At 57.5% G+C, this 26504-nt stretch carries 20 protein-coding genes; 15 read left to right on the forward strand and 5 right to left on the reverse strand.

The window, feature by feature from the left end; genetic code table 11:
• Positions 1 to 41: 41 nt before the first annotated feature.
• From fliS to FE795_RS06045, 3 genes are all read right to left on the reverse strand, one after another.
• Positions 42 to 473, reverse strand: coding sequence for a flagellar export chaperone FliS (gene fliS, locus FE795_RS06035; RefSeq protein ID WP_003804615.1), 432 nt, complete (start codon positions 471 to 473; stop codon positions 42 to 44).
• Positions 474 to 479: 6 nt separating this feature from the next.
• Entirely contained in the window at positions 480 to 1874 is a 1395-nt protein-coding gene (gene fliD, locus FE795_RS06040) for a flagellar filament capping protein FliD (RefSeq protein ID WP_219235871.1), read from the reverse strand.
• An 89-nt stretch (positions 1875 to 1963) separates the two neighbouring features.
• Positions 1964 to 2365 carry a flagellar protein FlaG gene (locus tag FE795_RS06045; protein WP_230406277.1) on the reverse strand — a complete coding sequence of 134 codons (402 nt, stop codon included), beginning with the start codon at positions 2363 to 2365 and terminating at the stop codon, positions 1964 to 1966.
• A gap of 237 nt (positions 2366 to 2602) precedes the next feature.
• Between FE795_RS06045 and FE795_RS06050 the strand changes: the two genes are divergently transcribed.
• Complete coding sequence (locus tag FE795_RS06050; RefSeq protein ID WP_219235873.1) at positions 2603 to 3364, forward strand: RNA polymerase sigma factor FliA; 762 nt, start codon at positions 2603 to 2605, stop codon at positions 3362 to 3364.
• Between the two features lie 55 nt (positions 3365 to 3419).
• The gene (locus tag FE795_RS06055) at positions 3420 to 3638 is read left to right on the forward strand and encodes a type II toxin-antitoxin system Phd/YefM family antitoxin (RefSeq protein ID WP_219235875.1); all 219 of its coding nucleotides are present in this window, start codon (positions 3420 to 3422) and stop codon (positions 3636 to 3638) included.
• 464 nt (positions 3639 to 4102) lie between these two features.
• Here FE795_RS06055 and FE795_RS06060 read toward each other — a convergent pair whose 3' ends face one another.
• Positions 4103 to 5371, reverse strand: coding sequence for a FliC/FljB family flagellin (locus FE795_RS06060; RefSeq protein ID WP_219235877.1), 1269 nt, complete (start codon positions 5369 to 5371; stop codon positions 4103 to 4105).
• A 462-nt stretch (positions 5372 to 5833) separates the two neighbouring features.
• A complete protein-coding gene (locus tag FE795_RS06065) occupies positions 5834 to 7930 on the reverse strand; it encodes a PhoX family protein (RefSeq protein ID WP_131071447.1) in 2097 nt (698 codons plus the stop codon).
• Between the two features lie 501 nt (positions 7931 to 8431).
• On the opposite strand from FE795_RS06065, the gene FE795_RS06070 reads away from it, so the two are divergent.
• The 13 genes from FE795_RS06070 (at position 8432) to FE795_RS06130 (ending at position 26494) form a co-directional block, all read left to right on the forward strand.
• Positions 8432 to 9673 carry an SrfA family protein gene (locus FE795_RS06070; protein WP_219235879.1) on the forward strand — a complete coding sequence of 414 codons (1242 nt, stop codon included), beginning with the start codon at positions 8432 to 8434 and terminating at the stop codon, positions 9671 to 9673.
• Entirely contained in the window at positions 9652 to 9918 is a 267-nt protein-coding gene (locus FE795_RS06075; RefSeq protein ID WP_219235881.1) for a hypothetical protein, read from the forward strand. The genes FE795_RS06070 and FE795_RS06075 overlap by 22 nt, the downstream gene beginning before the upstream one ends.
• A 16-nt stretch (positions 9919 to 9934) precedes the next feature.
• Entirely contained in the window at positions 9935 to 13153 is a 3219-nt protein-coding gene (locus FE795_RS06080; RefSeq protein WP_059317891.1) for a virulence factor SrfB, read from the forward strand.
• 5 nt (positions 13154 to 13158) lie between these two features.
• Positions 13159 to 15729: a virulence factor SrfC family protein gene (locus tag FE795_RS06085; RefSeq protein WP_219235883.1), complete on the forward strand. Its 2571-nt coding sequence runs from the start codon at positions 13159 to 13161 to the stop codon at positions 15727 to 15729.
• Positions 15726 to 16769 carry a hypothetical protein gene (locus FE795_RS06090; RefSeq protein ID WP_059317889.1) on the forward strand — a complete coding sequence of 348 codons (1044 nt, stop codon included), beginning with the start codon at positions 15726 to 15728 and terminating at the stop codon, positions 16767 to 16769. The genes FE795_RS06085 and FE795_RS06090 overlap by 4 nt, the downstream gene beginning before the upstream one ends.
• On the forward strand, positions 16766 to 18751 hold the full coding sequence (locus tag FE795_RS06095; RefSeq protein ID WP_153008893.1) for a vWA domain-containing protein: 1986 nt from the start codon (positions 16766 to 16768) through the stop codon (positions 18749 to 18751). The genes FE795_RS06090 and FE795_RS06095 overlap by 4 nt, the downstream gene beginning before the upstream one ends.
• A 1-nt stretch (position 18752) precedes the next feature.
• Complete coding sequence (locus FE795_RS06100; protein WP_003804594.1) at positions 18753 to 19466, forward strand: ABC transporter ATP-binding protein; 714 nt, start codon at positions 18753 to 18755, stop codon at positions 19464 to 19466.
• A complete protein-coding gene (locus tag FE795_RS06105; protein ID WP_003804592.1) occupies positions 19457 to 20665 on the forward strand; it encodes an ABC transporter permease in 1209 nt (402 codons plus the stop codon). Before FE795_RS06100 ends, FE795_RS06105 begins: the two co-directional genes overlap by 10 nt.
• Positions 20655 to 22211: a formylglycine-generating enzyme family protein gene (locus tag FE795_RS06110; protein WP_003804591.1), complete on the forward strand. Its 1557-nt coding sequence runs from the start codon at positions 20655 to 20657 to the stop codon at positions 22209 to 22211. Before FE795_RS06105 ends, FE795_RS06110 begins: the two co-directional genes overlap by 11 nt.
• 48 nt (positions 22212 to 22259) lie before the next feature.
• Positions 22260 to 22991, forward strand: coding sequence for a hypothetical protein (locus FE795_RS06115; protein WP_003804589.1), 732 nt, complete (start codon positions 22260 to 22262; stop codon positions 22989 to 22991).
• Positions 22992 to 23003: 12 nt separating this feature from the next.
• Complete coding sequence (locus FE795_RS06120) at positions 23004 to 23510, forward strand: hypothetical protein (RefSeq protein WP_003804587.1); 507 nt, start codon at positions 23004 to 23006, stop codon at positions 23508 to 23510.
• 6 nt (positions 23511 to 23516) lie between these two features.
• A complete protein-coding gene (locus tag FE795_RS06125) occupies positions 23517 to 25055 on the forward strand; it encodes a vWA domain-containing protein (RefSeq protein WP_219235885.1) in 1539 nt (512 codons plus the stop codon).
• 122 nt (positions 25056 to 25177) lie between these two features.
• Positions 25178 to 26494 carry a DUF445 domain-containing protein gene (locus FE795_RS06130; protein ID WP_219235886.1) on the forward strand — a complete coding sequence of 439 codons (1317 nt, stop codon included), beginning with the start codon at positions 25178 to 25180 and terminating at the stop codon, positions 26492 to 26494.
• Positions 26495 to 26504: the final 10 nt, after the last annotated feature.

The raw sequence follows: 26504 nt of genomic DNA on the forward strand, positions 1-26504 counted from the left end.
GGTGCGGATCAGAGACGCGCTCTGGTCTGCGAGCCCCGGAGTCAAGCTGGCTGCTTGGCACGTTGGGTGTCAACATTGCTGCGCCAGGCATCGGCAATATCGGTCAGCATACGTTCGGCCAGCGTCAGCTTTTCCGCGTCATTGCGAAGATTGGCCAGCATCAGGTTGTGCAGGATCAAGTCATAGGTTGCGACCAGATTGCGAGCCAGCTCTCCGCCCTTTTCGGTATCGACAGCCATTTTCAGCCCGCTATCGACGATATCGATGGCCTTCGATAAGGATTGCCCCCGCCCGGCAATATTGCCTTGTTCCATGTGTAGACGGGCTTGCAACATGGCTGTGCGCGCGCCGTTGAACAACAGGGTAATCAGATGTTCGGGACTGGCGCTCAGGACCTCGGTTTCCAGGCCTACCTGGGCGTAGGTGCGAACCGATTGTTGGCCAAAGCGACGGGAAGGGGCAGGATAGCTCATAGGGGTTTATTTATTGCTGTTCATATTGCCCAGCATGGACAACTGCTGGGTGAGGTAATCGCTGGTGCCTTTCATTTGGTTCACCATTCTGTCTAACTGAATAAATTGCTTACGATAAGCCTCAATCTTGTTGTCTATGCGTTCGACAGTTGCAAGGGCTTGTTTTTCAAGGGTTTTCCCAATTTTGTCAGCGCCGTCGGTTGCATTGTCGATAAAACCGCCTTTTTTGACGTATTCATCCGCTGCTTTGTTAATACGGTTTCCAAGAGCATCCTCACCAACAAACAGGCGTTGGACATCGGCCATATTATCTTTCAGCGCAGTTGCCAGTTTTTTGTCATCAACAACTAAGTCTCCTGTTTTTGGGTCGGCTGTGATGCCCATGGAGGCTAGGGAGCGTAAATTTCCTTCAGTAGTTGGAATATTCAATGTGGAACGTAAACTGGACTGAATCCGGCGGGGCATGGAGTCGCCCGTTAAGGCAGAGCCTTTTTTGTTTTCGACATCGTAGGAGGTCAGTGAGCGAATCGTACTATTTAAGGCGTTATAAGCTCCAACGAAGTCTGAAATAGCCTTGCTTGGGATGCTGTCGTCTCGTGTCACATCCAGGCTGATCGCGTCTGAACTGGCTTTGTTGAGAGTGATCTCCAGACCTTCTACAGTGTCTTTCAGGGTATTGCTTTGACTGATGATGTCAATGCCATTAATAGTGGCTTTGGCGTTGACGGCTTCACTCAGTTGTTTCATCCCTTGAGCAGGGCTGCTTTCAGTCGCTGCTGTAAAAGAAAGCAGACCGTCCAGATTAGCATTTTCGTCTACAGAAATAGACTGGATAGAAGCCTGCTCTCCGGTTTCGGAGGCGGTTAAAACTAATTGATAGGGGCGATCGGGATCACCGTTATTAATGATAGTCGCCGTAACGCCTAGTTTAGGGTCAGCATTGATCGCTTGCATGACTCCCTGCAAAGAGGTGTCCTTGCCAGTCAAATCCAAGGTATGTGCTGTTCCATTTTGCAGGGTAATGGTTACTTTTCCATCAACACCGAGTGGGGTTGTGCGATCACTTAGTTTGCCAGTGCTCAGTGAGTGTTTGCTGGCAAGCTGTTCGACCACAATACTGTACTGGCCAGGGGTCGCCTTGTTGTTTCCTGTGACAGAGATACCGTCGCCTGCGGCCTTGACTTTGACTGCCCCGTATAGACTTGGGTCATTGAGTGTTCTTCCTGCGCTTTGCAGGGCAGTAATAGACGCCTTGAGTTTGCCGTAAGCGGAGATCCGACTCACATTTTCGATTTGGCGATTCTGAATAGCGGTCAGGGAGACATTCTCTGCTTTTCGCAGGTCTTCCAGTAACTCATCCAGCTTCAGGCCTGAGCCAATACCGATTGAAGAAATAGCCATATCAAATACTCCTGTAGTGTCCTATTTTGTCGCGAATATGCCGCGCGCAAAGCCCATGTCAATGGGACGTTTCGATGCCAGTTTGGTTTTTAAACCTTCACGCTGACGGCGTTGCCCTGCAACTGAACGATCATTTTGGCAATCTGGATAACCGCGTCGGACGGCACGGTGCGCAGTACCTCGCCGGTCGTGTTGTCCACGATCGAAACTACCAGTCGCTGCGCCTCGTCATCCATATCAAAGCGAATGCCCGTGGACCAGGCCTGCAGGGAGTTGTTGATCTGGTTCAGCGTATCGTCCAGCGAGTTGACCATGCCAGGCACGGGTTCCTGTTTATCGGGCCAGCGCTGCTGCAACTGGGTATCGGTACTGCTTTCCTTGATGGGGGTCACCGTGGTGGCCGCCGAAGGCATAGGGGTGCCGGGGTTTTGCTCTACAGGAGAAACCGGGGGCACCAAGGCCGTCGTTTGAGATGAAACTGAGTTGATCATGACATCACTCCAAAAGGGGCTTGGTGGCAGGCCAGCAAAAAGGGCAGAGCTTGGCACCTGTAACGCTCCAATTACGGCACCCACGCGCGTATCTTTAGGAGGTATTTTGGCTTTTGGCCCGGTCAGGCCCGTTTAAAGCCTGAACAAGATGGCGAAAGACTGTTTGATTTAGGGACTGTCGGGCAGGGCGGGCAGGCAAAATAGCTCAATCTTTATTGTCCGGATTCGTGCCCGTCCATGCCTCGTTCAGAAGACGTCCTGGTTGAGCAGTACGCCCCACTGGTGCGCCGCCAGGCGCTTCAGCTTGTGTCGCGCCTGCCTCCCAGTGTCGAGCTGGATGATCTGATGCAAGCGGGCATGATGGGCCTGCTCGATGCCGTACGCCGCTACCAGGTGGTGGCCGAGGCCCAATTTGAAACCTACGCCGTGACCCGTATCCGCGGGGCCATGCTGGACGAATTACGCAGTCAGGACTGGTTGCCGCGCAGTGTGCGCACCAAAGCTCGTCAGATTGAAGTAGCCGTCAGCACCTTGCGTCAGGAACTGTTGCGTGAGCCCACCGAGTCGGAAATTGCCCAAGCCCTGTCCATGAGCATGGACGATTACTACGAGCTGCTGGACGAGGCAGTGGGGGTTCAGGTGATTCACTACGAAGACCTGAAACGCCACGCTGACCCATCAGCCGATGCGCTGGAGTTTCTGGAGGACAATTCGCGGGAGCAGGCATACTTTGACAACCCCTTGAACCTGTTGACCTCCCAGGGACTACGACAAGCCTTGATTACCGCCATCGATCAACTGCCCGAGCGTGAAAAACTGCTTTTTGCGCTGCAATTTGAGCAAGACTTGAACCAGAAAGAAATTGCATTGGTGCTGGGGGTGACCGAAGGTCGGGTGTCTCAACTTCGTAGCCAGGCCGTAGCCCGTATCCGTGCCTGCCTGGCAAAAGACAAGTGGGACGCTATTTCTGACAGTGCTGAGTTTCAGGTACTTTTGTAAGCCTGCGCCTACCGGCTGCTAATCTTCCACTTTCTTGACTGATTATTCTATTAGCATGTCCGAGTTCAAGAAGAACCCGGCACAGGTATTGCGTACGGCTGGAGAAAAGCCTGTTGCCGTATTGAGCCATAACCGACCCGCCTTTTATATGGTGACGCCTCGCTTGTGTGAGTCGTTGGTCGAGGAAATGGCTAACCGGGATTTGGATGAGTTGGTGCGTCGACGGTTGGCGGTTAAAGATACGGCGGTCGGGGTTGATCTTGAGCAGTTCTGAGCGACAGCCCACAAAATACAAATTAAAGTTCGTACCCGAAGCCTTGCAGGAGTGGGGGCGGCTGGATGGAAGTGTTAAAACCACCTTCAAAAATCTGCTTCGCAAAAGACTGGATACAGTGCATGTGTCGGGTCCGCCTTGCGAGGCGATTTGTTGAACTGCTACAAAATCAAGCTGCCTCAAGCAGGGCTATCGTCTTGTTTATACCGTTGAGGATGATGTTCTAGTGGTTCTGTTCTTGGCGGTAAACAGGAGGGAGGGCATGGCAGTGTACTGCGCTGCTATTCAGCGATAAAGTGAGGATTTGGACTAAGTGTCGAGCAGGCGGCAATTGCAGTCTGACTTCTCGGTGATGTCCTGTCGTGTTGATTCAGATGGAAAAAAGCCAGCCCGTTATTGGGCTGGCTTTTTGTCGTGCATTCACTTCGCTTGTTAATTCAAAGTGAATGGTTCGGCAGCGTCAATTAACGCAGCAGCGACAGTACAGTTTGTGGCACTTGGTTAGCCTGTGCCAGTACCGACGTGCCAGCCTGTTGCAGGATCTGAGCGCGAGTCATGTTGGAGACTTCGACTGCGTAGTCCGCGTCTTCAATACGCGAACGAGCTGCAGACAGGTTAGTGACAGTGTTGCTCAGGTTGGCAATAGTCGACTGGAAACGGTTCTGAACGGCACCGAGTTCACTCCGCAGAGAGTCAACTTGAGCAAGAGCTTTGTCGATTTTTGCGAGAGGATCGGCGGTTTGGGCGGTGGTGACGACCTTATCAGACACCTTTGTCGCAACTGTTGCAACTCCGCCTGTAGTAAACGACAGGTCATAGTACTTGCCGTTCGCTTCTTTACTAACGTAATCGCCTGTGGCGACTCCGTTATCGTCCAAAATCGCTTCATAGGTTGTGGCACCGGAGAGCGTAGTGGCCGTGTTTTTGCCTGCGGATACCATTCCACCTGCAACATTCACGTCAGCTGCAGCAGTAGCACCACCATCACTATTCCAGGCGGCACTAGCCACCCCATTCGTGATGGTGAGGGTCGCGGCATAGTAATTGGCATCGTCGCCTTTAACTACGTAGCCCGAACCGTCTTTAAGTGCATACAGCCCTTCCGCGGTAATACCTGAGCCAACTTCTGTGTCGGCTGCTAGCGTCACAGACGTGAATTCCGCACCAATGTTAGCGGATGTAACTGTTTTAACGGTCGTAGTCTTTTCTACCTGAAAACCTGACATTTCCAGGGTGCTCGAGTCGATCCGTTTTAGGTTGATCGAAATAGACTCGTTGTCATTGGCACCTACTTGCACCTTCAGGGTGTTGTTGTCCTTCCCCAAAACCTGTACGCCATTAAACTGCGTTTGCTGAGACACGCGATCAATCTCTTGCAGACGCTGGTTAATTTCGTCCTGAATGGAACTAAGGTCCGAAGAAGAATTTGTACTATTAGCTGCCTGAACAGTCAGCTCACGCACGCGCTGCAGGTTGTTGTTGATCTCGTTCAACGCACCTTCAGTCGTTTGAGCGATGGAGATACCATCGTTGGCGTTACGCGTAGCTTGGGTCAGGCCTTTGATGTTCGCCGTAAAGCGGTTAGCAATAGCTTGACCAGCAGCGTCGTCCTTGGCGCTGTTGATGCGCAGGCCGGAGGACAGACGCTCAATGGCTTGACCCAGTGCGCCTTGCGATTTGCTCAGATTGCCTTGGGCAACGAGGGAAAGCGAGTTCGTATTGATAACAGACATGGTAACTCCCAATGTTGAGTAGAGCGGCGAAACGGTTTCGCCCTTTGCCCAGGAAAGCGTTGGCGTTCTGCTAGGCCCCAGGGGGCTGATCGCGCATTCGACACACTGCGTTCTTCCTGTACAGCAACATTAACGGAAGGGGTGAAAAACTCTTTAGGGGCCTGTTGAGAAAATTTTCTTCACGTGGCCTTCACGCCTTGATTGCCGCGGCTTCAAGCAGGGTGCTCCGGTGTGCTGAGCAGTCGGCTTGCTGTCGTGCTCTGGCCCTCAAGCCCGATTTTTCCCTGGTCGCTGCTCGAAAATGGAGCAACTGGCTCCGTGCCCCAGCATCCAAACCCGTGGTTTTGTCTGAATGGCGTCGTGCTAAAAAGCAGACGGGGCCATCGATTGACGGCCCCGCATGGAAAAAATTGAGCATGACACTCAATCAGGCGGATTCAAACCCCTGATCCGCCCTGGTGCTTACACGGCAATGGGCTTGCCGTCCGTACGCTGGATCACCACGGTCGAAGAACGTGGACGTACCGTGTTCATGCTGACGACGGTGGCGTCCTGCGTGTCATAAGCGGGCCAGTTCGAGGGGTGCTGAATGTTCAGGAACAGGCTGGTGTGATCCGGGGTCATGGCAAAACCGGTGATCTCGGCTTCATTGGGCCCCACGAAGAAGCGGCGCAGCTCGGCCTGATTGGCCGCGTTGATGGCCGGGCCGGTACCTGTGCTGTCAGCCAGGGCGCCGGGGATAACGGCCAGCATCTGGTCGTTGGTGGCGCGGGCGACATTGTTTTTACGTCCACCATCGATGCCATTGTCCGTCTGGATCCAGAGGATGCCCCGGCTGTCAAAAGCCAGGCCGTCCGGGCTGGCCAGTTGGTTCAGATCCGTCAGGCCAGAAAGGTTGGTGTCCGCATCCGCACCGGCATCCGAGCCGAACACAAAAATGTCCCACTTGAATTTGTTCGAGTCTGCCTCGTCGTGCCAGCGAATCACGTGGCCGTTTACGTTGTTCAGACGTGGGTTGGCCGGGTTGGTGCCCGTAGAGGCATTACGGCTGGTGTTGTTGGTCAGCGTCAGATAGATGTCGCCGTTGCTTGGGTGGGTGGCGGTCCACTCGGGGCGATCCATCGGGGTGGCACCCACAAAGTCAGCGGCACCGCGTGTGTTGATCAGGATGGCATCGAGGCTGCCAAACTCTTGAGCCAGCGTGCGCCCATTTTTGCCAACCGTTGTTCCTGTCAGGGCTAGCCATTCGCCCGAGCCGTCTTCGTTGAAGCGGGCGACATACAAGGTTCCCTTGTCCAGATACTTGGCGCCAACGGCCAGACGGTCGGTGCGCTGTGCGTCTTTCGGGTCCCAGTTGGCCTCGGAGACAAAGCGGTAGACATACTCAAAACGCGAGTCGTCACCACTATAGAAAGCCAGTGGCTTGCCAGCCTCAGGTTTGCTGTAGGCGCATCCTTCATGCGCGAAGCGACCCATGGAGGTGCGTTTGGTGGCGATGCTGGTGGGGTCGTACGGGTCGATCTCGACCAGATAGCCAAAGCCGTTGACCTCGTTGCGCCAGTCTTCGGTGGGGCCTGCGCCGGTTTCAGTTACGTTAAAGCGCGCGAACTCGCCCAGAACTTCCGATGGGTCTTGGGCGGCAGTTTCCCACTGGTAACGGCCGGTAGGGCCGGACGAGACGCCCACACGCTGCTGGTGTGCGGGACGATTGCCGGTATTGACAAAGCAGGCGGCCCAGTTCTCTTCGGCGGTGATGTAAGTGCCCCAGGGGGTCGTGCCGTTACCGCAGTTATTGTTGGTGCCACGCACTTGCGTGCCGTTGGGCGAAAAAGGCGTTTTGGTCCAGTCCGTGCCGCCGATGGGGCCGGCCAGCTTCATGGGGGTGGCGGAGGTGAAGCGACGGTTGTAACGCGAGTTCTGGACGATGTCCCAGCGGCCCTGGTCGCGACGAATGTGGATGATCGCTACGCCATGGGCATTGATTTCCTTGCGCACTTCCTCGGCAGGCCGTTTGCCATCGACCAGGGTCGGGCCATTGGGGTGGAGGGCATTGGCGTCAATATATTCGTGGTTGACGGCCAGCAAGCCCTCAGTGGAGCTGCCTTCCAGTGGGAAAAAGTGCATGCCGTCATGGTGCATGCCCATGGAGTTGAGCAGATCACTGGAGCTGTTGTTGCCGTTTTGGTCCCAGGGCAAGGCGTTGTCGTTAATGGGCGTTCCCCACGGGGCCAGCACATGGGCGGTATAGCCGGGAGGCACAACACAGCCATCTGTCATGGAAGTGGGCAGGGACTCAAACCCCAGTTTGAGCTTTGCCGGTGGTTCTGGATCAGGATTGGGGCTTGGGGTAGGGGTCTGGCCACTGCCGCTATCGGACGAGCTGCTGCCGGTGCTGTTGCTGTCACAGCCAGCCAGGCCAAAGCCGGTCATGGTGGCCAGCGCAGCGGCCAGGCCTCCGCGCATGACGGCACGGCGAGACAGGCTTCGTTCCAGAATTTCGCTAAAAGGGGTGTTCTGACTGGCGTTACGTACAGTCTTGTCGGAGATATGTTTGCTCATAGTGATGAATAGCGCCAAGGCTGAGTTAGGGGGTAGCGCTCATCCTAGTCGGTCAACGTGAAAGGTCTATGACAAAGGCCGGAATGTTGCCGGGGTCTGGCCGGCAAACGTGCCGCAGATCGGGTCATAGCGCGGGTTGGCGGGCTGGATGCGCGTGACCAGTCCTTTTTTTTGGCCTTTTTCCACGGACTGAAACTGGGGGCGGCAGGGTCTAATTCTGATTAGTAAGTCAAGGCGGCGCTTATTTCTGCAGGGTCAATGTTGATTTGCGTACGACGGCGTACATTTTTATCAGCAGGGCCGAAAGGTAGGCGGTTTTATTACCCTCTTTAATTGGTCGCTCAGTATCAAAACGACTTTCCGTTCTTTTTGGTTCCGGTTTTTTCAAAACCCTTAAAGGGGTTTTTTCTCCCTGGGCACGCCCTATGACTGGGCATTTTCCTGAGGCGGTGGAAGTAGCTATTTGTTGTACTATGTTTCTTTTTTTTATTCGGGAACTCAATGAAGCAAGGGGTTTTACTGCGCAGTGGCCGTGCCGATGCTTTCATGGCTTTAGGTGAGGGCGGCCGACCGGTATTTCGCTCCGCTTTACAGTTACGAGAAGCTTTGCGCCGTCGGGCCGGCCATGTTGCCGATCATATGGCGATTCCGCAAAGCAATGAAACAGGCTCCACACTGGACTGGTACAGCCCGATCCCAGGTCAGGTGGTGCCTTGGACGGCAGCAACGGCGCAGGAACGTGAGGAAGGCCTGAAACAATTAACGGCTTTTCAGGCCAGGCTGGACGAGATGACGCCTGCTGTGGACGCCGATGAGCAGGAAAAGAACGCCTTGGGCGACAAGGCCCTGTTCTCCAGTCTGCTGCGCCGTGTTCTGTATTTCCCGGATGAAAACTTTGTCTATCTGGTCAACGGCAAGCCCGTTCTGACCTTCTGGGGCTTTTTGCACCACGGAGCGGACCAAACCCAAGATCCCTTGCTACCCTTGAGACCCGCTCCTCAGGTGGCGCCTGCCGTCGTGCCTGCCCCGCTGCCGCCAGTCGAGCCCGCCGTGCCTCCGGTGGTGGCTCCCGTGGCTGCAAGCTGGTGGTCCCGCTGGTGGTGGCGTTTGCTGGCCTTATTGCTGCTGCTGGCCTTGCTCCTGTTTGGCTTGCGCTGGTGTTCGACGCCCCTTGTACCCAATACCCCTGTGGCGTCGTTGAGTTCCAGTGTCGGCAGCTACCTGCCCGAGAAAGTGCGTAACTGGCTGGGTTGGTCCTTGCCCACGCTGGATACGGGCGTTCCGCTGCCCAATGCTCGTGTCGATGCGACGGGGCGTGTTACGGCAGGCTCGGTGCCCGTGGTACCGGGCGCGCCAGGCTCGGGTATGGCCCCAGGGGTAAGGGCGCCTGACGCTGTTGCTCCGGGAACGGGCGTTCCTGTCGTGCCGGGTGCTCCAGCGGGAGGCCAGGCTCTGGATGCCGCGCCGCCAGCTGATCCGGCAGCGAACGCGCATGCCCATTCCCAGCCGCCGCAGTTGCCGGACGGGCTTGCCAACCCGCCTGCCGATCCTGCCGCGCCTCCGACTCTGGATGCCAATCCGACTAGCCCTGCAACGTCTGCGGCAGTTCCCCCGGTTCCCTGGTGGTGCCGCCCGATGCCTTGCAAACGGGCAAGATGGATTTCCTTAACGGCCAATGGGCCGCCCGCATGGGAGTGCAGGACAGTCAGACCGGTAAACCCGTGCAACTGCAATATCAATTGAAAGACGGTGCAGGCCATGTGCAGATCAAGCGCGGGGACGGCGTGCAGTGCGAGGCTCCTGTGTCGGCCTCGGCCGATCAGGGCCGTCTGATCTTGAATGCTAATTCCGCCGCCAAATGTACTGACAATGCGGCCTACGATATGCCCAAGATTGTGTGTGATCCCGGTGCCGCAGGAGCTGCCGCCCAGTGCGCGGGCATGTACGGCTCCAATGCCTTTCCTCTGATCTTGCAGCAATCCGAATGATGAGTGCCTGAATCTTATGTTGCCTGAATTACTCAAACACGATGGCTTGGTTACTTTGATTGAAAATACCGGAGTCCAGTTCATGGACTTCGGTTTTGACATCAACGCTCCCACTTTGGGTAGCAAGAAGCTGGGCACCTTGAACCATTCTTTTTTCAGCACAAATGGCCAGAACTGGCGTTTGCTGTTTGAAGGTCTGCAGTTTGGCCAGGAGCAGACCCTCTTTCACCAGCCCGAAGGCGAGGTGGGGGTCTATCAGGGGGGGGGGCGCAATGATCAGGAATGCGATGTGTCCCTGAGTCGTACCCTGGACCTGTTCGATGGCCTGTGGCTACCGGTACCCTATGTGCGTTTTGTCGCCCCCCATCGTTTCGATCATGGGCCAGCCAGTTGGAGCCGCCTGCGGGTGGTGCGTCTGGAAACACCCGATCGGGACGGCAACACGCACCGTATTACGCTTGCCTGCGACACCAGCGTGGTGGACCTGACTGAAGGCGCGGCCTATCTGGCCCCCTTGCGAGAGGATATCAACGCCGGCGCCCTGTTTCGCCTTGCTTGCGATAGCGCCCATATGGACTGGTTCCTGAACCGCGACTGGGTGCAGGAATGGCTGCTGGAAGTTTATAAAGACAACGTCAACAAAACGCGCAACATCGACTTTGGCGAAGAGGTCAGCGCCTTGCGCTCGGCTCAGTTGCACTTTTTGAACCTGCTCAGTCTGTTCGCGCCCCCGCATGAGAGTGTGGAAGAGCGTACGGAAGCCTGGGTACGCTTGCCGGACATCAAGGTGTTGGCGGCCAACTGGCAAAGCGAGCAGATCATTCCGGTAGATCTGGTGCTGGATGTAGGGAACTCGCGTACTTGCGGGATTCTGATTGAAAACCATGGCCAGGACGATTCGGGGCTGCGGCAAAATTACGTGCTGCAGTTGCGCGATTTGTCCCACCCGCATCAGGTGTACAGCAAGCCATTTGAAAGTCGTGTCGAGTTTGCGCAGACGGACTTTGGCAAGAATCATCTGTCCCTTAAAAGTGGCCGTCCCACCGCTTTTTCCTGGCCTACGCTGGTGCGTGTTGGCGATGAGGCTGCGCGTTTGGCTGCGCGCCGTCGTGGCACCGAAGGCACCACCGGTCTGTCCAGTCCTAAACGCTACTTGTGGGACGAAAACGAATACAAGCACGGCTGGCGTTTCAGTCAGCAGTACGACCGTTCCGATGCAGAGCCGCGTGCCCTGGCAGCACCGTTCTCCCTGCACATTGACGAGCGGGGCGAAGCGCTGTTCACCTTGGAAGAAGACGACCGCCTGCCGGTGTTTGAGCCGTTCTATTCGCGCAGTTCGGTCATGACATTCATGCTGACCGAAGTGCTGGCCCAGGCGCTGTTGCAAATCAACAGTCCGGCCCAACGGGTGCGTCAGGGGCATTCCAACAAGCCGCGTCGCCTGAGCAACATCGTGTTGACGGTACCGCCCGGCATGCCTTTGGTAGAGCGCAGCCTCCTGTCTGAGCGTTTGCGTCAGGCCATTGGTCTGCTGTGGACCAGCCTGGACTGGTATCAGGGTGAAGAAGATCCTTATGCGCTCGAGCCTGTCGAATCGGGTCGCATGCCAGAGAGCCTGCGTGTGCCTCTGCCCGAATTTCGGGTGGAATGGGACGAGGCAACCAGTTCGCAGTTGGTCTATCTGTTTACCGAAATTACCCAGAACTTTGCCGGCCATGCCGATGAGTTCTTTGATGCCGTTGCGGCCCCCTACAAGGAAGATCGGGAAACGCTGACCTTGGGCATTATTGACATTGGTGGGGGCACCACCGATATCGTGATCAGCGACTACACCTTGCGTCGCCCGGCAGGAGCGGGCGGTGGCAGCAACCTGACCATCTCGCCCAAACAGCGTTTTCGCGACAGCTTCCGCGTGGCCGGTGACGATATCTTGCTCGATGTGATTCAGCGTTATGTCCTGCCCGCGTTTGAACACGCCCTGAGTCATGCCGGTGTGCAGGATACGGACGTCTTCCTGTCGCGTCTATGCGGCAATGAAAAAGCCGATGCCAATAAAGCCGTCTTGCGCCAGCAACTGGCCCTGCAGGTCTTTGTGCCGCTGGGGCTGGAGTTTCTGAAACGCTATGAAGCCTACGATCCGCACGAGGACCCGCGCGCTGTTCAGTCGGTGCCCTGGGGCCAGTTGCTGGACTTTGAACATGTGCATGGCGATCAGGGCAATGTTCCCCTGTCCCATGCCTCGGCGGGGGCGGCCGATGCCCTGCCACGCGTTTCCGGCAAAGTGGTGCAGTATGTGCTGGACGAACTGCACAAGCATGTCGGTCAGCGCGTGGAGCTGGAGCTGGCCCATGTTGAGCAGTCCTTTGATCTGGCCCATTTGCACCAGGGTTTGGTCACGGGTTCGCTGAACATTAACGACCCTTTGCGCGCTTTTTGCGAAGTGTTGAACTATTACGACTGCGACATTGTGCTCATGGCCGGGCGTCCTTCGCGCCTGCCGGGCGTGCAGGCCTATGTGCGCTCACAGATGCCTGTCTCGCCTGCGCGATTGTTGCCTTTGCACAATTACCGCACCGGCAGTTGGTATCCCTTCCACACCAATGGCCGGATCGATGATCCCAAGAGTACGGCCTCGGTGGGCGCCATGCTGTGCCTGCTTTGCTACAACATGAATATTGACCAGTTCAATTTCAAAGTATCGAATCTGCGGCCGCGCTCCACCCTGCGCCATATCGGGATTATCGATTCCAATAATCAGATCAAGGATCAGGATCTGGTCTACAAGGATGTGCTCCAGATTGACCCGGATACCCGCGAGGAAATGGTGACGCTGGAAAGCGTCAGCAGCGAGGACTCGGACGGCTATCACCTGTTGATGCAGGGCAGTTACCTGCGTCTGGGCTATCGACAGCTGGATGTCGAACGCTGGCCCGCCTCGCCCTTGTATTACCTGCATTTGAACGAGAAGGTGCGTCGCCAGATGGCGGATGCGCCTGACGATGATGGGCAACTGCCTTCCATGGAAGTGAGTTTGCAGGTCAACCAGAAAGTGCGTGACAAGCAAGGTCGCCGCATGATCAGCGACCGCCTGGAAGTGCGTCGCTCCAATCCGCGCGACTTCAAATTGTCCAGCCCTGTGCCCAAGGCCGTGCGTATCCAGCTCAACACCATGCTGGAAGCAGGTCTGGGTGATTCTCCATATTGGCTCGATAGCGGGAGCGTAGTGCTCAAATGACGGACATGACAACCTTACAGAAGGATTTGTGCCAGGACTGGCAGAACGTATATCACGGTGCAGGACAGGCGATTGAGTGGGTCATGCAGGCGCGTGGCTCGTCGCAACGCCTGAATGCGCAAGCCGACAGTCTGGTGCTGGAGCTGCGCCGTGCCCGTAATACAGCCCGCAGTCTGAGCGTGGTGTCGGGGCGCCCCATGACGATTGGGTTTTTTGGTCTGTCGCAAGCGGGCAAATCCTATCTGATTTCCAGCCTTGCCGCGGGGGGCAACGGACGCCTGGAAACCCGTTACGGTGGTGAAACCATCGACTTCTTGCGCCACGTGAACCCACCGGGAGGCGGTAAAGAAGCCACGGGTCTGGTGACGCGTTTCAGCCGTAATGCGAGCCCAGGTCCCGAGGCCTACCCTGTCGAACTGCAGATTTTTTCTGAGGTCGATATGGTGAAAATCCTGGTCAACAGTTATTTCAATGACTTTGACAAGGAGCAGGTCGGTTATACCTTTGCTCCTGATCGTATCAAGGCCTTGATCGACTCGCTCAAAGGCCGCGCGGGCCTCACCGATACCGGCTTTAGCGCCGATGATGCCGTGTCCTTGTGGGATTACGTGCGCGGCAGTTTTGGCAATTCCACCCGCTTGCTCGATAGTGTTTATTGGCCCGAGCTCATTAATCTGGCCCCCGCTTTGCGTCTGGAAGATCGGGCACAGCTGTTCTCCATCTTGTGGGGTGAACAGGCTGAGTTGAGTGAACTTTATATCGGCCTGGCTAAAGTGCTGCAGGCCCTGGGCCATCCCAGCAAGGTGTATGCACCCTTGACCGCCCTGATCCGTCGCGAAGGCGATGGCTTTGTGCAGCAGGACAGCATCATGAACGTGGATGTGCTCGAATCCTTGGGCAGTCCCGCCGAGAAAAGCCTGAGCGTTTTGCCCGTGCGCGAGCACGATGGCCAGACCGTTGTTGCTGCCCAGGCGGTGGACGTGCCCTTGGCCCATCTGGCCGCGCTGACCGTTGAGCTGACCTTTCCCTTGATCGGTGAAACCCAGGCCAGCGGTGTGGACAAGGTAGACCTGCTGGATTTTCCGGGTTACCGCGGTCGCCTGAACATTCGCTCGGTGCAGGAGGCCGGTGCCGCGTCGGAGAGCAGCGGTGGCAATCCTGCCTCGCAGCTGATTCTGCGCGGCAAGGTGGCCTATCTGTTTGAGCGCTATACCGACCAGCAGGAGATGAATGGCCTTGTCATGTGTACGGCCTCGGACAAGCAAAGTGATGTCAAGGACGTGGAACCCGTGCTGACACGGTGGGTGCATCGCACTCAGGGGGCCACACCGCAGGAGCGCCAGAACCGCAAAGTAGGCCTGATGTGGGCCATTACCATGTTTGACAAACGTATTGGCGCCTCCCTGATTCAGGATGATGCTCAGGTGCGTGACAGCTGGGATGGCTTGATGAAGATGAGCTTCAAGGAGCGTTTTGGCCACTGCGAATGGTTGCAGCAATGGCGTCCCGATCAGCCGTTTTCCAACACCTTCCTGGTGCGCAAGCCCGGCATGCCCACGCCGTTTATCGATCTGGATACAGAGAGCCGGGAGCTCTCCATTACCGCCTCTGTGGCCGAGAAAATGGGGCGCATGCGCGGCAGCTTTATTGAGAACCCGCTGCTGGCGCAGCAACTGAGTGATCCAGCCCAGGCCTGGGATGCCATGCTCGCCTTGAACGATGGCGGTATGCAGCGTTTGCGCGCTTATGTGGCCCAGATCGGCGGCCTGGATTTCAAGCTGATGCGCCTGCAAGAGCAGTTTCGCAGTTTGCATGACAGCTTGGTCAAGAAGTCCCTGTATTCCTGGTACAGCCAGGATGGCGATCAGCAATCGGTAGTCAAAGAGGCGCTGGCCAAACAGTTCCGTGAAGAATTGCCTGCCTATCGTGCCCTTGTGGGCGAACTGCTGGCGGCCTTGCACCTGTCGCAAGACACCTTGCGAGATCTGTTCTTGAGCCTGGGTTCCAGCAAGAGTGAGCCCGATGAACCGGGCGTGTTGGTTCAGGAGCAGCCTTTCGAGCAGCAGTATGCCGATCTGGTTTATCGCAGTTGGGTCAGTCAGTTGCGTGACCTTCCTGCCAGCCGCACCAATCAGAATGTGTTGCGCATGCCGGTCGATTTGCTCGCCAGCCTGGTGGAGGAGTTGATTGTGGCCTCGGATCGTTGGGCCTTGCGCGACAAGCTGCTGGCCGCGCTGACCAAGCGTCGTCAAAGCGGTGTGCGGCGCGAGCGCCTGGCTGATCGTCAGGTCTGCAATGTGTCCATGACGATCAGCGAGTTTGTGACCTGGTTCTACCTGAAAGGCGGCACCGAGGATTTCTTCAAGACCCCCAGGACGTTTGCCCCCGATGGCATGCCGGCACTGCCCGCCCAGCCCCAGGATCACGGTGCTCTCTTTTTTGAGCAATGGCTGGCCGCTTTGGCGCACACCACCTTGCATAACGCGGGTTATGAGGGCGGGCGCGAACTGAGCCTGGAGCAAAATCAGGCCTTGGGCCGCATTTTGGACTGTTTTACCGATAAGAGCGTGGCATGAAATTAAGATTTAGTTTGCAGGCGTTGGAGCCTGCTGTTCCGGGCCGCGCTCGTTTGTATGTGCGTGATCTGGATGATGAGCTGGAGCTGGGGGACTATGCGATCGCCATTCAGCGCAGCCAAAACAGTTATTACCTGCATTCGGCACAAAGCTGGGATGCTTCTTTGCGTTGGTTGCCGCAACAAGGCTGGACCGAGCATGAAGAGGGTATCGCGGTTCTGCTGAACGCCGACATTGTGGATTCGCTGCTGGCCAATGCCAGCGATGCGTATCAGATCACCTTGGCGGATAGCGGTGGTGAAGAGTTGGGTCGCAGCCCGCTGAAACTGGACAAGGCCATCTTGCCTTCTACTGCGGGTGGCCATGCCCAGGCAATGGAACTGACCATGCCGGTAGCCGCTGCACCCGAAACACCCGCGCCCGAGCCTGTTGTGGAAACGCCTCCTGTGGTTGAGACGGTGGCTCCTCCAGCGCCGGAACCCGTCAAGGTAGAGATGCCCGCCCCCAACGTGGACACGGTGGCTCCTGTCGAGCCTCCCGCCAAAAAAGGTGGCATGGCCAAATGGATTGTTTTGCTTGTCCTTTTGCTGACTTTGCTGGGCGCAGCCGCCTACTGGTTCTACAGCCAATCCGCCAAGGACGACAGCCCGGCGGCCCCCGAGGCACCCGAGCCCAAGCCCGCCGTGGTGGAGACTGACAACTGCACCATGGACAAGCTGGCAGATCGGCCTGGGCTGCAGTTCGTGCAAGAGTGTGTCAAGGAAAGCAAAACGTCCGAGCAGTGGCTGGCTGTGATTGAGGAAGTCAAAAAGGCGGGGCAATGCGACGTCGCCCAACGCCTGTATGTGAACAAGGCACAGTCTGGTGATGTGAAGATTGCCCTGGCCTATGCCCGTGAATATGATCCCCAGGATCACCCGGCGCATGCCTGCTTTAGCAAGCCCAATCCGGCTACCGCTGCGTACTGGTATGAAACCGTCTTGCTGTCCGATCCCGATAATGCGCACGCCAAGGCCCGCTTTCAGGAGCTGAGCCAATGATGATCCGTCCGCTGGTTCGATTCAGTTTGCTTGCTGCGCTCTTGTTGGGGGCAGGCCAGGCACAGGCGGCCGCCCCCTTGCTGCAAGAGGGTAAAAAGACGCTTTATCAACGCGTCCTGACCACGCCTTCCTGCCGTCTGTTTTCTTCGGCAACGGATCAACAGGGCAAGCCAGTTCCCGCCTTTAGCCGTTTTTATATTTATCAGCGCATCGAGCAGGCCGGGGCAGAGCGCTTGCAGGTGGGCCCGGACAGCCAGGGCAAAACCGTGGGCTGGCTGGACAAGGCCTGCACGGTGGACTGGAAAATGCAGTTGACCCTGGCCTTTACCAACCCGGCCAACCGTGACCGCATGTTGTTTTTCCAGGAGCGCACCTTGCTGGAAAAAGTCCTGGACACGCCTGACCCGGCAACCCTGGTGGCTCCTATCCGTCAGGCGCTGCGTAAAGACGCGCAGGCCGAGGGTGTGCTGGCCCAGGAACCTGAGTATTTTGTGGATGTGCAAGAGCAGTTCTACCTGTTGCCCGTTTTGAGTGGCGAAGAGGTGATGACTGAAAACGGTTTCCGTACGCGTTTGCTCAATGTGGCCTCGGTCAGCAAACAGACAGCCGATCAGAACGAGCCGGACGCCGCCAAGAACGAGCCGCAGCCGGATCAGGATGCCCTTCGCACGTCCCAGATCAAGGGCTTTAGTGCGGCAGTCGTTTTTGTGATTGACTCCACCATTTCCATGGACCCCTACATTGAACGTACCCGCGAGGCGGTACGCAAGGTCTATAGCAAGGTGGAAGAGCAGGGCCTGTCAGAGCAGGTCAAGTTCGGGTTGATCGCGTTTCGCTCCAATCTGGACGCGGCACCGGGCATTGAGTATCTGACGCGCATGTATGCAGATCCCAATACCGTCACCAGCAGTGAAGACTTCCTGGCTAAAGTGGCCGATCTGAAGCAGGCCAAGGTCTCGACGGTTGCCTATGACGAAGACGCCTACGCCGGGGTGCTCGAAGCCCTGGACAAGGTGAACTGGAATGATTTTGGCGCGCGCTACGTGGTGCTGATTACCGACGCCGGGGCGCTGGAAGGCAATAACACGTATTCCTCGACCGGCCTGGATGCGCCGCAACTGCGTATTGAAGCGGCCAAGCCGGGGGTGGCGATCTACACCCTGCATCTGAAGACGCCCTCGGGCAAGAACAACCACGCCAAAGCCGAAGACCAGTACCGCGAGCTGTCCACGTATGGGGGCACGCAGACTTCGCTGTACTACCCCGTCAATGCCGGTGATGTGAACCAGTTTGGCAAGATGGTCGATAACCTGGCCACGGCGCTGACGGAGCAGGTCAAAGTGGCCTATCAGGGCGGAGATGCCATTGGCAGCGCGGCCCGCGCCGAGGAAACGGGCGATAGCACGACTGACCAGATGCTCTCGGACGCCGAGTTGATCGGCCATGCCATGCGCCTGGCCTATCTGGGTAAGACAACCGGCACCACCGCGCCCGAGGTATTTCATGCCTGGATCAGCGATCGGGACCTGGTGCGCCAGAACATTCCCACAACGGATGTCCGTGTTCTGTTGACCAAAGCCCAGTTGAGTGATCTGAGCGCTGTGGTTAAACAGATTCTGGAGGCGGCCAACGAAGGCATGATTTCGCCTACCGACATGTTTAACCGCTTGCGTTCCGTGGCCGCCGCCATGGGGGCGGACCCCAGCACCTTGAAGCAGGAAAAGGGCACCAAGCTCGCCGAGCTGGGCCTGATGAGCGAGTATCTGGACGACTTGCCCTACCAAAGTGCGGTACTGAGTCTGGACGAAGATACCTGGAGCAGTTGGGATGCCCTGAGCCAGGAGAAATTCATTCGTGATCTGGGCATCAAGTTGCGCCATTACGAGCGTTACAACGCGGATGCGGATCGCTGGGTGTCATTGGCCGAAGGGGCGGATGCGCGGGATGACGTGTATCCCGTGCCGTTGGAGATGATGCCCTGACATGCTCCGCATTCAGCAGTTAGAGGTTTCCCGGGGGCAAGGCCCCCGGGCTTTTCGTGTGCAATTGCCTGCGCTCGCTCTGGAAGCGGGGCAGATCGTGGCCGTGACCGGCGTCAGCGGATGCGGCAAAAGCACCTTGCTGGAGACCCTGGGACTGTTGCTCAAGCCCAAACAGGTCAAAGCGTTTCGTTTGGGCAGGCAGGCCATGGATATCAAGGCCTTGTATGCCGATGGTCGTGAATCCGAGTTGGCGCAATGGCGTGCCAGGAACCTGGGCTTTGTGCTGCAAAATGGTGGTCTGCTGCCCTACCTGTCGGTCTGGGAAAACATGGTTCTGCCACGGCGCTTGTTAGGCATGCCGATCAAGGCCGATCATCTGGATGCCGCGATTGCCACCCTGAAGCTGGAGCGGCTGCTGAATCTGTACCCCTCTGCCTTATCGATTGGAGAGCGCCAGCGAGTTGCTTTTTCGCGCGCGATTGCCCACGCTCCCGGCCTGGTGCTGGCCGATGAGCCTACCGCAGCCCTGGACCCCGAAACCGCTCATGATGTGTTCCAGCTGTTTTTCAGCCTGGCTAGGGAGCTGGATCTGGCGGTTTTGCTGGTCTCGCATGATTGGGACAGTCTGAGCCAGTTCGCCATTCCGCGCCTGCAAGCCAGATTGGAGCCCGGTTTGAGTGTTTTCCTTCCTCAGGGGGATGCGACATGCTGCTAAGCGTGTGTCGACTGGCCTGGGCTGACTTGCGCTTTGACTGGCGCATCTCTTTTTGCATGGTTGCGGCCATGGTCGCCGTGGTCGCGCCTTTGCTGCTGCTCTTCGGTCTGAAGCACGGAGTTGTCACTCAATTGCAGCAAGCGTTGCTGCATGATCCGCGCAATCTGGAAGTAAAGATGCTGAGCAGCGGCAGCTTTGATCAGGCCTGGCTGGACCGGCTGCGACAGATGCCCGGTGTGGCATACGCCGTGGGCATGACGCGTTCGCTGAACACGCAGGCGGATCTGCGCCTGGACCGACGTCGTTTTCTGGAAAACGTTGAAGTGCTGGCCAGTGCGCAGGGCGATCCTTTGTTGCAGACCCAGGCTCGTGATCTGTCCCCCCAGGAAATCATTCTGACGCAGGAGGCTGCGCGCCGATTGAACTGGCAGGCGGGCGAGTTGGTTCATATTCGTGTTGACCGTCGTCTGGACGGGCAGCGCGAGCAGGGCGATAAAGCCATGACCGTGGTGGATGTGCTGGCTGAACATCGCTATTCGCGTCCTGCCGTGTTCGTGGCCCCGGAAACCCTGCTGGCCCTGGAATACGCTCGCGATGGTTTTCAAGTGCCCGATTTTGCCCTGTTCAGCGGCAAACCCCTGGCCGCTGATATGCCCGTGCTGTATGCCCGCGCCCGGGTCTATGCCAGCACGATCGATCAGGTCGGGGCGGTGGCCAAGGGGCTGGAACAGCAGGGTATTCCGGTGGCCAGCCGGTATGCCGACATTGAAAACGTTCGTGCCATCAATCGTGTGCTGAGCCTGATTTTTGGCGTGATTGCTCTGACGGCCATGGTGGGCTGCGCGGCCTCGTTGGGCGGTGCCTTTCTGGCTAATGTGGATCGCAAACGTAAAGATCTGGCGGTTCTGCGGCTGCTGGGTATTGATAGTGGCGGTGTCATTCGTTATGTGCTGATTCAGGCACTGGTACTGAGCCTGATCGCCTATGCCCTGGGGCTGGGCCTCTATGGCCTGGGCAGTGCTTTATTTAATCAATTACTAGTGGGAGATGGCCTCCAGACGGACTTCGTATGTCGTATCACCCCGGCCCATGCCTTGTACGCCTTATTGATGGTGGCGAGCCTGGCCTGTGTGGTGGCGGCGATCGGAGCCTGGCGTGCCGTTCGCGTTCAACCTGCGGAGAGTCTGCGTGAAATGTAAATTGTGGTTCAGTGCGGCGACGGCGCTGCTGGGTATGAGCGCGCTTGCTCAGGCGGCACCTTGGGAGGAGAAGTACTACAACCCCAAACCTGCCGAAGGCGATGTGGTGTTGCCCATGCCCTGTGAGGGTGCCATGGTGTTTCGCCGTGTCGCGGTGCCGGTGGCCGGCCCTCTGGATGATATGCGTGTGGTGGTGGGGCAGGAAGCGCAAGAATGGGGTTATATCGAACACAAACGCCCTGACTTTATTGCGGGCAGTTTTACCGATGGCAAGGCCGGTTCATCGCGCTACTACCTGATGGCCAAGTATGAGCTGAACAAATTGCAGTACCAGGCCCTGACTGAAGCCACCTGCCCGACACCCAAAAATACCTTGGTGGTGCCGCAGACCGAAATCAGCTGGATGGACGCGATCCGTGTGTCCGACCTGTACAACCAGTGGTTGCGCGACAATGCCGCCGACAAGCTGCCCAAAGAAGACGGCTTGGCTGGGTTTGTGCGTCTGCCAACGGAAATCGAGTGGGAATACGCGGCCCGTGGTGGCTCGTCCTTGTCTTCGGCCGAGTTCCGTGACGTGCGCTATCCCATGCCTGAAGGCATGAACGACTACGAGTGGTATGCCGGGTCGCAGTCGTCCAATGGGGCGGTTCAGCTAATGGGGCGGCTCAAGCCCAATCCGCTGGGGCTGCACGACATCTTGGGTAATGTGGACGAGATGATTCTGGAGCCGTTTCGCTTGAACAAGCTGGATCGTCAGCATGGTCAGGCTGGCGGCTTTGTGGTGCGGGGCGGCAATTTCCTGTCCAAGCCCGAAGCCTTGCGCGCTTCGGCGCGCAAGGAATTAGCCTATTACGGCTCCAAAGGGCCTACCCAGGCCAAAACGACGGGTATGCGGCTGGCTCTGGTGTCAATTGCCCTGACTTCGCGCGACCGGGTGCAGGCCATTGAAAAGAGCTGGCAGGCCTTGGGGACCGAGCAAGGCGCTGTCAACCCGGATGCGCCGGCACAAGAGTCCGCCGTGCAGCGTTTGGGCTCCCTGGCCAGCAGTCTGGAGGACGACACGCTCAAGACGCAGCTCAAGCAGCTGGAAGGGGATTTGCGCGCTGCCAATTTGCGACAGGAGGAAATGCGCGACCAAGCCATTCGCGCCAATCTGGAGCTGGGCTCTTTTCTGTGCACCAAACTTAAAGACGACGTCTTGTTCGTGGAGCTGCTGCAACGAAATTACGAGGCGCTGTGTCAGGCCAGCCCGGACGACAAACAGTGTGTCAGCCGCAAATTGAAGCTGGATGAACAGCACGATCGTGTTGCGAAACTGGCGCGTTATTACGCCAGCAACTTGATTGACGCCTCGTCCCTGTACGGGCTCACCTTGCTGGAAAAACAGGTGCCGGTCGCACGCCAGATGATGGAACAGAACAAGAGCCTCAGCGCCCTGAAACCTTATCTGGACGTGCACTGGAAGAATCAAAAAGACTATTTGAAAACAGATTCGATTGATATCAGTGCCTGGAAGAACAACTGCAAATCGATTCCCAACTCGTAAAGAGCGGGTCAATAAAAAATAGACGTACTTCAATTGGAAGAGGAAGTTATGCAACACGTGCGCCGTTTTACCCCTAGAACCTTACTGGGCAGTCTGATGCTGGGTGTGGCTTTGCTTTCGGGCTGTGCCAGCACGGGCAGTAGTTTGCTCAGTGGTGCTCAGGCCGATGATCGTCTCACCAGTGGTCAGGATGCCAAATTCTTCAGCCGCTCTGGCTTTCAGGCCTGCGCCGGCGCGGCGGCGGTGGGCGTGCTGGCTTGCATGCTGTCGAACTCCAGCAACAAGGCGGCTTGCGCGATTATCGCGGGCGTGGCGGCCTGCGGGGTCGCCATGGGGACCAACTACTATCTGGATCAGCGTCGCACCGAATACGCCAATACCACGGAGCGTCTGGCCGCCATGCAACGTGACGTCGAGGCCGATACTGCCAATATTCTTGAGCGAACCCGTACGGCCCAGCAGGTGATTGCTGACGATAAAAGGCAGATTGCCGACATTGAAAAGCACATGAAGGCCAAGACGATGGAGAAAAAACAGGCTGAAAAGCAACTGGCCCGTATTGATAAGAATATCGAGGTTCTCAATCGCGATCTGAAAAACATGACTGAAAAAGTCAGCCTATATCGGGATGTGGCCGATGCGGAGCGCAAGGACGGAGGCAAGAAGGCGGAAGTCCAGCGTCTGGATCGTCAGATTGACGAGATGAATGTCAAAGTGGCCGTGCTGCAAAAAGAAGTGGACGACCTGTATTCCATGCGTTCTGCAGTGACCTTGGGTTAAAAGGGATTTTTCATGCGAGTATTTCTACGTTGGTCACCCGTTGCGGCCAGTCTTGTGCTGGCAGGTTGCGCCACCACCATGAGCGAGTGTGATCCGTCGGATCAAAACGCCGGTTTCCTGACCAAGATCAGTTGCGACACCTCGGGCGCCTATCGCCAGCACATTGACACGCGCGAGCAAAGTTTGCTGAGCGCGCAGCAAGCCAATGCGCTGTTTCATCAGGTCTACAAGGATATTCAGGCTCAGCAAAGCTTGAGCAACGCCAGTCTGGCCCGGCAGCGTCAGGCCCAGACTGCGCTGAACCGTTCCATGGGGCAGTTGTTGCGTAGTTTGCAGGCCAGTAAAGGTCAGCAAGCCGGCTTGCAGAATCAGCTCAAGGATCTGGATAAAGGGCTCAAGGACGTAAACCGTTCCACCGAAGACAACAGCCCGGCCGCGATAGCCCAAAAGCAGCAGCAGTTGCAACAGCTGCAAAAAGATGTCAGCCGCCTGCAGTCCAGTTTGGGATACGACGAGTAAAGGCCTATGCAGCGCGTCATACTTGATTCGGTGGGGCCCTCCGGGGCCTATCGTCAGCATCAGCTTGCGCTGGATATCCTGAAGCGTCAGGATGAACCCCTGACGCATCTGTTTTCCATTTATCAGGCCGATGGTTCGCAGACGACGGCCTGGTGGACGGGCCTGCAGGGCCAGGCTGTGGCCAAAAGCAGTTTGCCGGCTGCTCAGCAACAGGCACTGGACGCGCGTTATCAGCAAGCGTTGGACCGGATTGAGCTGTTGATTCGCCAGTTGCACGATCAGGGGGCGAGCCAAGATGCGCAGGCGCTACAAGCCCTGCTGCAAGACGGGGCGGCCCAAGGGGCGATCTACAGCGTAGGCGGCAAGCCGTTGCTGGTGATGAGCGAGAATCCGGCGCTGTCGCCCGAACCTTTGTTCGCGTCTGCCCGACGTCGGATGGCCGGAGCAGCGGCCGTGCCGCCGGGTCCACCGGCGACAGCGGCTCTTGGGGCTGGCGCGGCTGTCATGGGGGAGCCTGCTGCCAAGGCTCGCCCGCTTCTGTGGTTTCTGTTGGCCGCGCTACTGGCCCTCCTGCTGGCGCTGCTCTTGTCCTGGTGGTTCAAGTGGCCTGCCAGCTGGTGGGACAGGAGTGGGATGCCCGTGGCCCCGCCCGCAGTGGTCAAGCCAGCGCCTGCGGTGCAGGAGCCTGTCCTGCCCCCGGTTGTGCCTGCTCAAGAGCCGTTGGCGCCGGTCCCCGAACCGCCCAAGGTCGAGCCCGTGGTACCGGAGGCGCCCGTGCCTGAGCCATCGCCTGCGCCCAAACCCCAGCCCGATCCCAAGCCTGTCCCCAAGGTGTCATCAGACCCTAATTTTGTGTGTGCGCACGATGATAAGGGCCAGGTGCTCAAACCCGAGGTCTACCTTATTTTTGATACGTCCATGTCCATGCTGTTGAGCGTGGATGCCAAGATTCAGGACGAGGAGTGGTTTTTCAGCCAGGACTTGAGCGATATGGGTTCCTGGAGCGATTACGCGACCCAACGGGCTAAAACCCTGTTTGAAGGGACGTCGCGCATCAAGGCGGCGCGCAGCGCTTTCTCCAGCATGGTGGACAGTTTGCCCGCGGGGCAGGACCTGCATTTGATAACCTTTGCGCAGCAGTGCGCCGCACCCAATTACCAGGGCCGCTTTACGACGGCTCAGCGGGGACGGTTGAAAAACCTGATTCAGACTATCGAGGCCAAGGACAGCACCAATCTGGTTCATTCCCTGAATCTGGCGGCCAGTCGGGTGGATGGCGTCAAACGGAATGCTTTGATTGTCTTGTTTGTTGATGGCAATGACGGTTGCGAGCAGGATATTTGCGCTGTGTCCCGCAGTATTGCACGCGCCAAGCCGCGCTTGCGGATCAATGTGGTGGATATCACCGGTCAAGGCCTGTCCGCCTGTGCGGCTACGGCGACGGGCGGTGTCACGCTGGCTCCTAAGCAAGCGGGTCAGATTGCCCAGGCCTTGCGCGATGCTACAACCGACTTTGTGAAGCGTGCCGAACAGGCTTGCCAGTAAACCCCCGGCATGTGGCTGGGCCTGAATCAGCCTGGATTGCCCCAGGCTGATTTGCTTCTGGACAGCCAGAAAAAGACAGGGTGACAATAAGGGGGTCGCTAAACGACGCATAGACTGTGCACATGCCTGTATCTCCCTCTCGCCCCGATTCGCCTGAACGTCGTCTGCGTCGCATGAAACGCGGCGCCCTGGCTTTGCTGGGCCTGACGATCAGCCTGTTCCTGCTCAGTCACGCCATGATTGGCCGGGGTGAGGCTGCGCCGGTTGCTGGACTGTGGCCTTGGCTGCGTGCCTTTAGTGAAGCGGCCACGGTGGGCGCGCTGGCTGACTGGTTTGCCGTCGTGGCCTTGTTCCGGCATCCCCTGGGCCTGCCTTTTCCGCATACGGCCATTATTCCCAATAAGAAAAACAGTCTGGGGGAAAGTCTGGGCGTATTTGTGCGCGACCACTTTCTGGATTCGGCGATGTTGTTGGAGAAACTGCGCAGTCTGGACCCGGCGGCTCGCCTGGGGCAGTGGCTGTCGCAACCTGAGCAAAGCGAACGTGTGAGCCGTGCTTTGCAAACGGCCCTGGGCGAGGCCCTGCGTTTACTGGACGAGCGTAGCGTCAAACAGGCCCTGACCGATGGGGTGCGCAGCTATCTGATGCGGGTGGATATGGCGGGGACCAGCTCCCAGATTCTGGGCTTGCTGACGCGTAATGCCCGGCATCAGCGCCTGCTCGATGAGGTCTTGCAGCAATTGGGTACTTATTTGTCCAATGAAGCCGTCAAGCAACGCGTGGCGGCTGTGCTTGTGCGTTACGCTCAGCGCGAATGGCCCAAACTGTTGGCGATGGTGGGCGTGGTGACCTCCGTGGACGAATTGTCAGGCAAGATGGCCGACCGTTTGGCGCGTGCGCTGGTGGACGAGGTACACACAATTTTGAGTGAACCCGAGCATCCCTTGCGTAAGGATTATGAGCAGTGGGTGCTCGATTATATTCAGCGCCTGGGCCAGGACCCTGAGCTCAGAGAACAGGTCGAAGCCATCAAGCAGCGGTTTTTGCATCACAAAGAGGTGGGCGAGTACATCGATGGCATCTGGACTGATGTCATGCGTGTGCTGCGCAGCGATCTTGCCAGACCGGACTCCTCGGTTGCCGCCCATTTGCGGCGGGTGGCTCAGGACCTTGGCGCCCGCCTGAATACCGACGCCACGTTGCGGGCCACCTTGAATGAGCATATGTTGTCGGCGGCGGCCGGGCTGGCCGAGCAGTTGCGCGAAGGGGCCAAGGATCATATTTCGCGCACCGTTCGTCAGTGGGATGACAGGCAACTGGTGCGCGAGCTGGAACTGACGGTGGGTACCGATCTGCAATACATCCGCTTTAACGGCACGGTCGTAGGTGGCCTGGTGGGCGTGGGCCTGCACGCCATCCTGCTGTTGGGGCTGGTCTGACAATAGCAGT

The sequence above is a fragment of the Alcaligenes ammonioxydans genome, from assembly GCF_019343455.1.
In the GTDB taxonomy this organism is placed as follows: Bacteria; Pseudomonadota; Gammaproteobacteria; order Burkholderiales; family Burkholderiaceae_B; genus Alcaligenes; species Alcaligenes ammonioxydans.

Coding starts and splice junctions, on each gene's coding strand:
- FE795_RS06100 (WP_003804594.1), top strand. CDS start 18,753: ATGCTCCGCATTCAGCAGTTAGAGGTTTCCCGGGGGCAAGGCCCCCGG.
- FE795_RS06105 (WP_003804592.1), top strand. CDS start 19,457: ATGCTGCTAAGCGTGTGTCGACTGGCCTGGGCTGACTTGCGCTTTGAC.
- FE795_RS06045 (WP_230406277.1), bottom strand. CDS start 2,365: ATGATCAACTCAGTTTCATCTCAAACGACGGCCTTGGTGCCCCCGGTT.
- FE795_RS06070 (WP_219235879.1), top strand. CDS start 8,432: ATGAAGCAAGGGGTTTTACTGCGCAGTGGCCGTGCCGATGCTTTCATG.
- FE795_RS06130 (WP_219235886.1), top strand. CDS start 25,178: ATGCCTGTATCTCCCTCTCGCCCCGATTCGCCTGAACGTCGTCTGCGT.
- FE795_RS06115 (WP_003804589.1), top strand. CDS start 22,260: ATGCAACACGTGCGCCGTTTTACCCCTAGAACCTTACTGGGCAGTCTG.
- fliS (WP_003804615.1), bottom strand. CDS start 473: ATGAGCTATCCTGCCCCTTCCCGTCGCTTTGGCCAACAATCGGTTCGC.
- FE795_RS06080 (WP_059317891.1), top strand. CDS start 9,935: ATGTTGCCTGAATTACTCAAACACGATGGCTTGGTTACTTTGATTGAA.
- FE795_RS06060 (WP_219235877.1), bottom strand. CDS start 5,371: ATGTCTGTTATCAATACGAACTCGCTTTCCCTCGTTGCCCAAGGCAAT.
- FE795_RS06085 (WP_219235883.1), top strand. CDS start 13,159: ATGACAACCTTACAGAAGGATTTGTGCCAGGACTGGCAGAACGTATAT.
- FE795_RS06095 (WP_153008893.1), top strand. CDS start 16,766: ATGATGATCCGTCCGCTGGTTCGATTCAGTTTGCTTGCTGCGCTCTTG.
- FE795_RS06120 (WP_003804587.1), top strand. CDS start 23,004: ATGCGAGTATTTCTACGTTGGTCACCCGTTGCGGCCAGTCTTGTGCTG.
- FE795_RS06125 (WP_219235885.1), top strand. CDS start 23,517: ATGCAGCGCGTCATACTTGATTCGGTGGGGCCCTCCGGGGCCTATCGT.
- fliD (WP_219235871.1), bottom strand. CDS start 1,874: ATGGCTATTTCTTCAATCGGTATTGGCTCAGGCCTGAAGCTGGATGAG.
- FE795_RS06055 (WP_219235875.1), top strand. CDS start 3,420: ATGTCCGAGTTCAAGAAGAACCCGGCACAGGTATTGCGTACGGCTGGA.
- FE795_RS06090 (WP_059317889.1), top strand. CDS start 15,726: ATGAAATTAAGATTTAGTTTGCAGGCGTTGGAGCCTGCTGTTCCGGGC.
- FE795_RS06050 (WP_219235873.1), top strand. CDS start 2,603: ATGCCTCGTTCAGAAGACGTCCTGGTTGAGCAGTACGCCCCACTGGTG.
- FE795_RS06065 (WP_131071447.1), bottom strand. CDS start 7,930: ATGAGCAAACATATCTCCGACAAGACTGTACGTAACGCCAGTCAGAAC.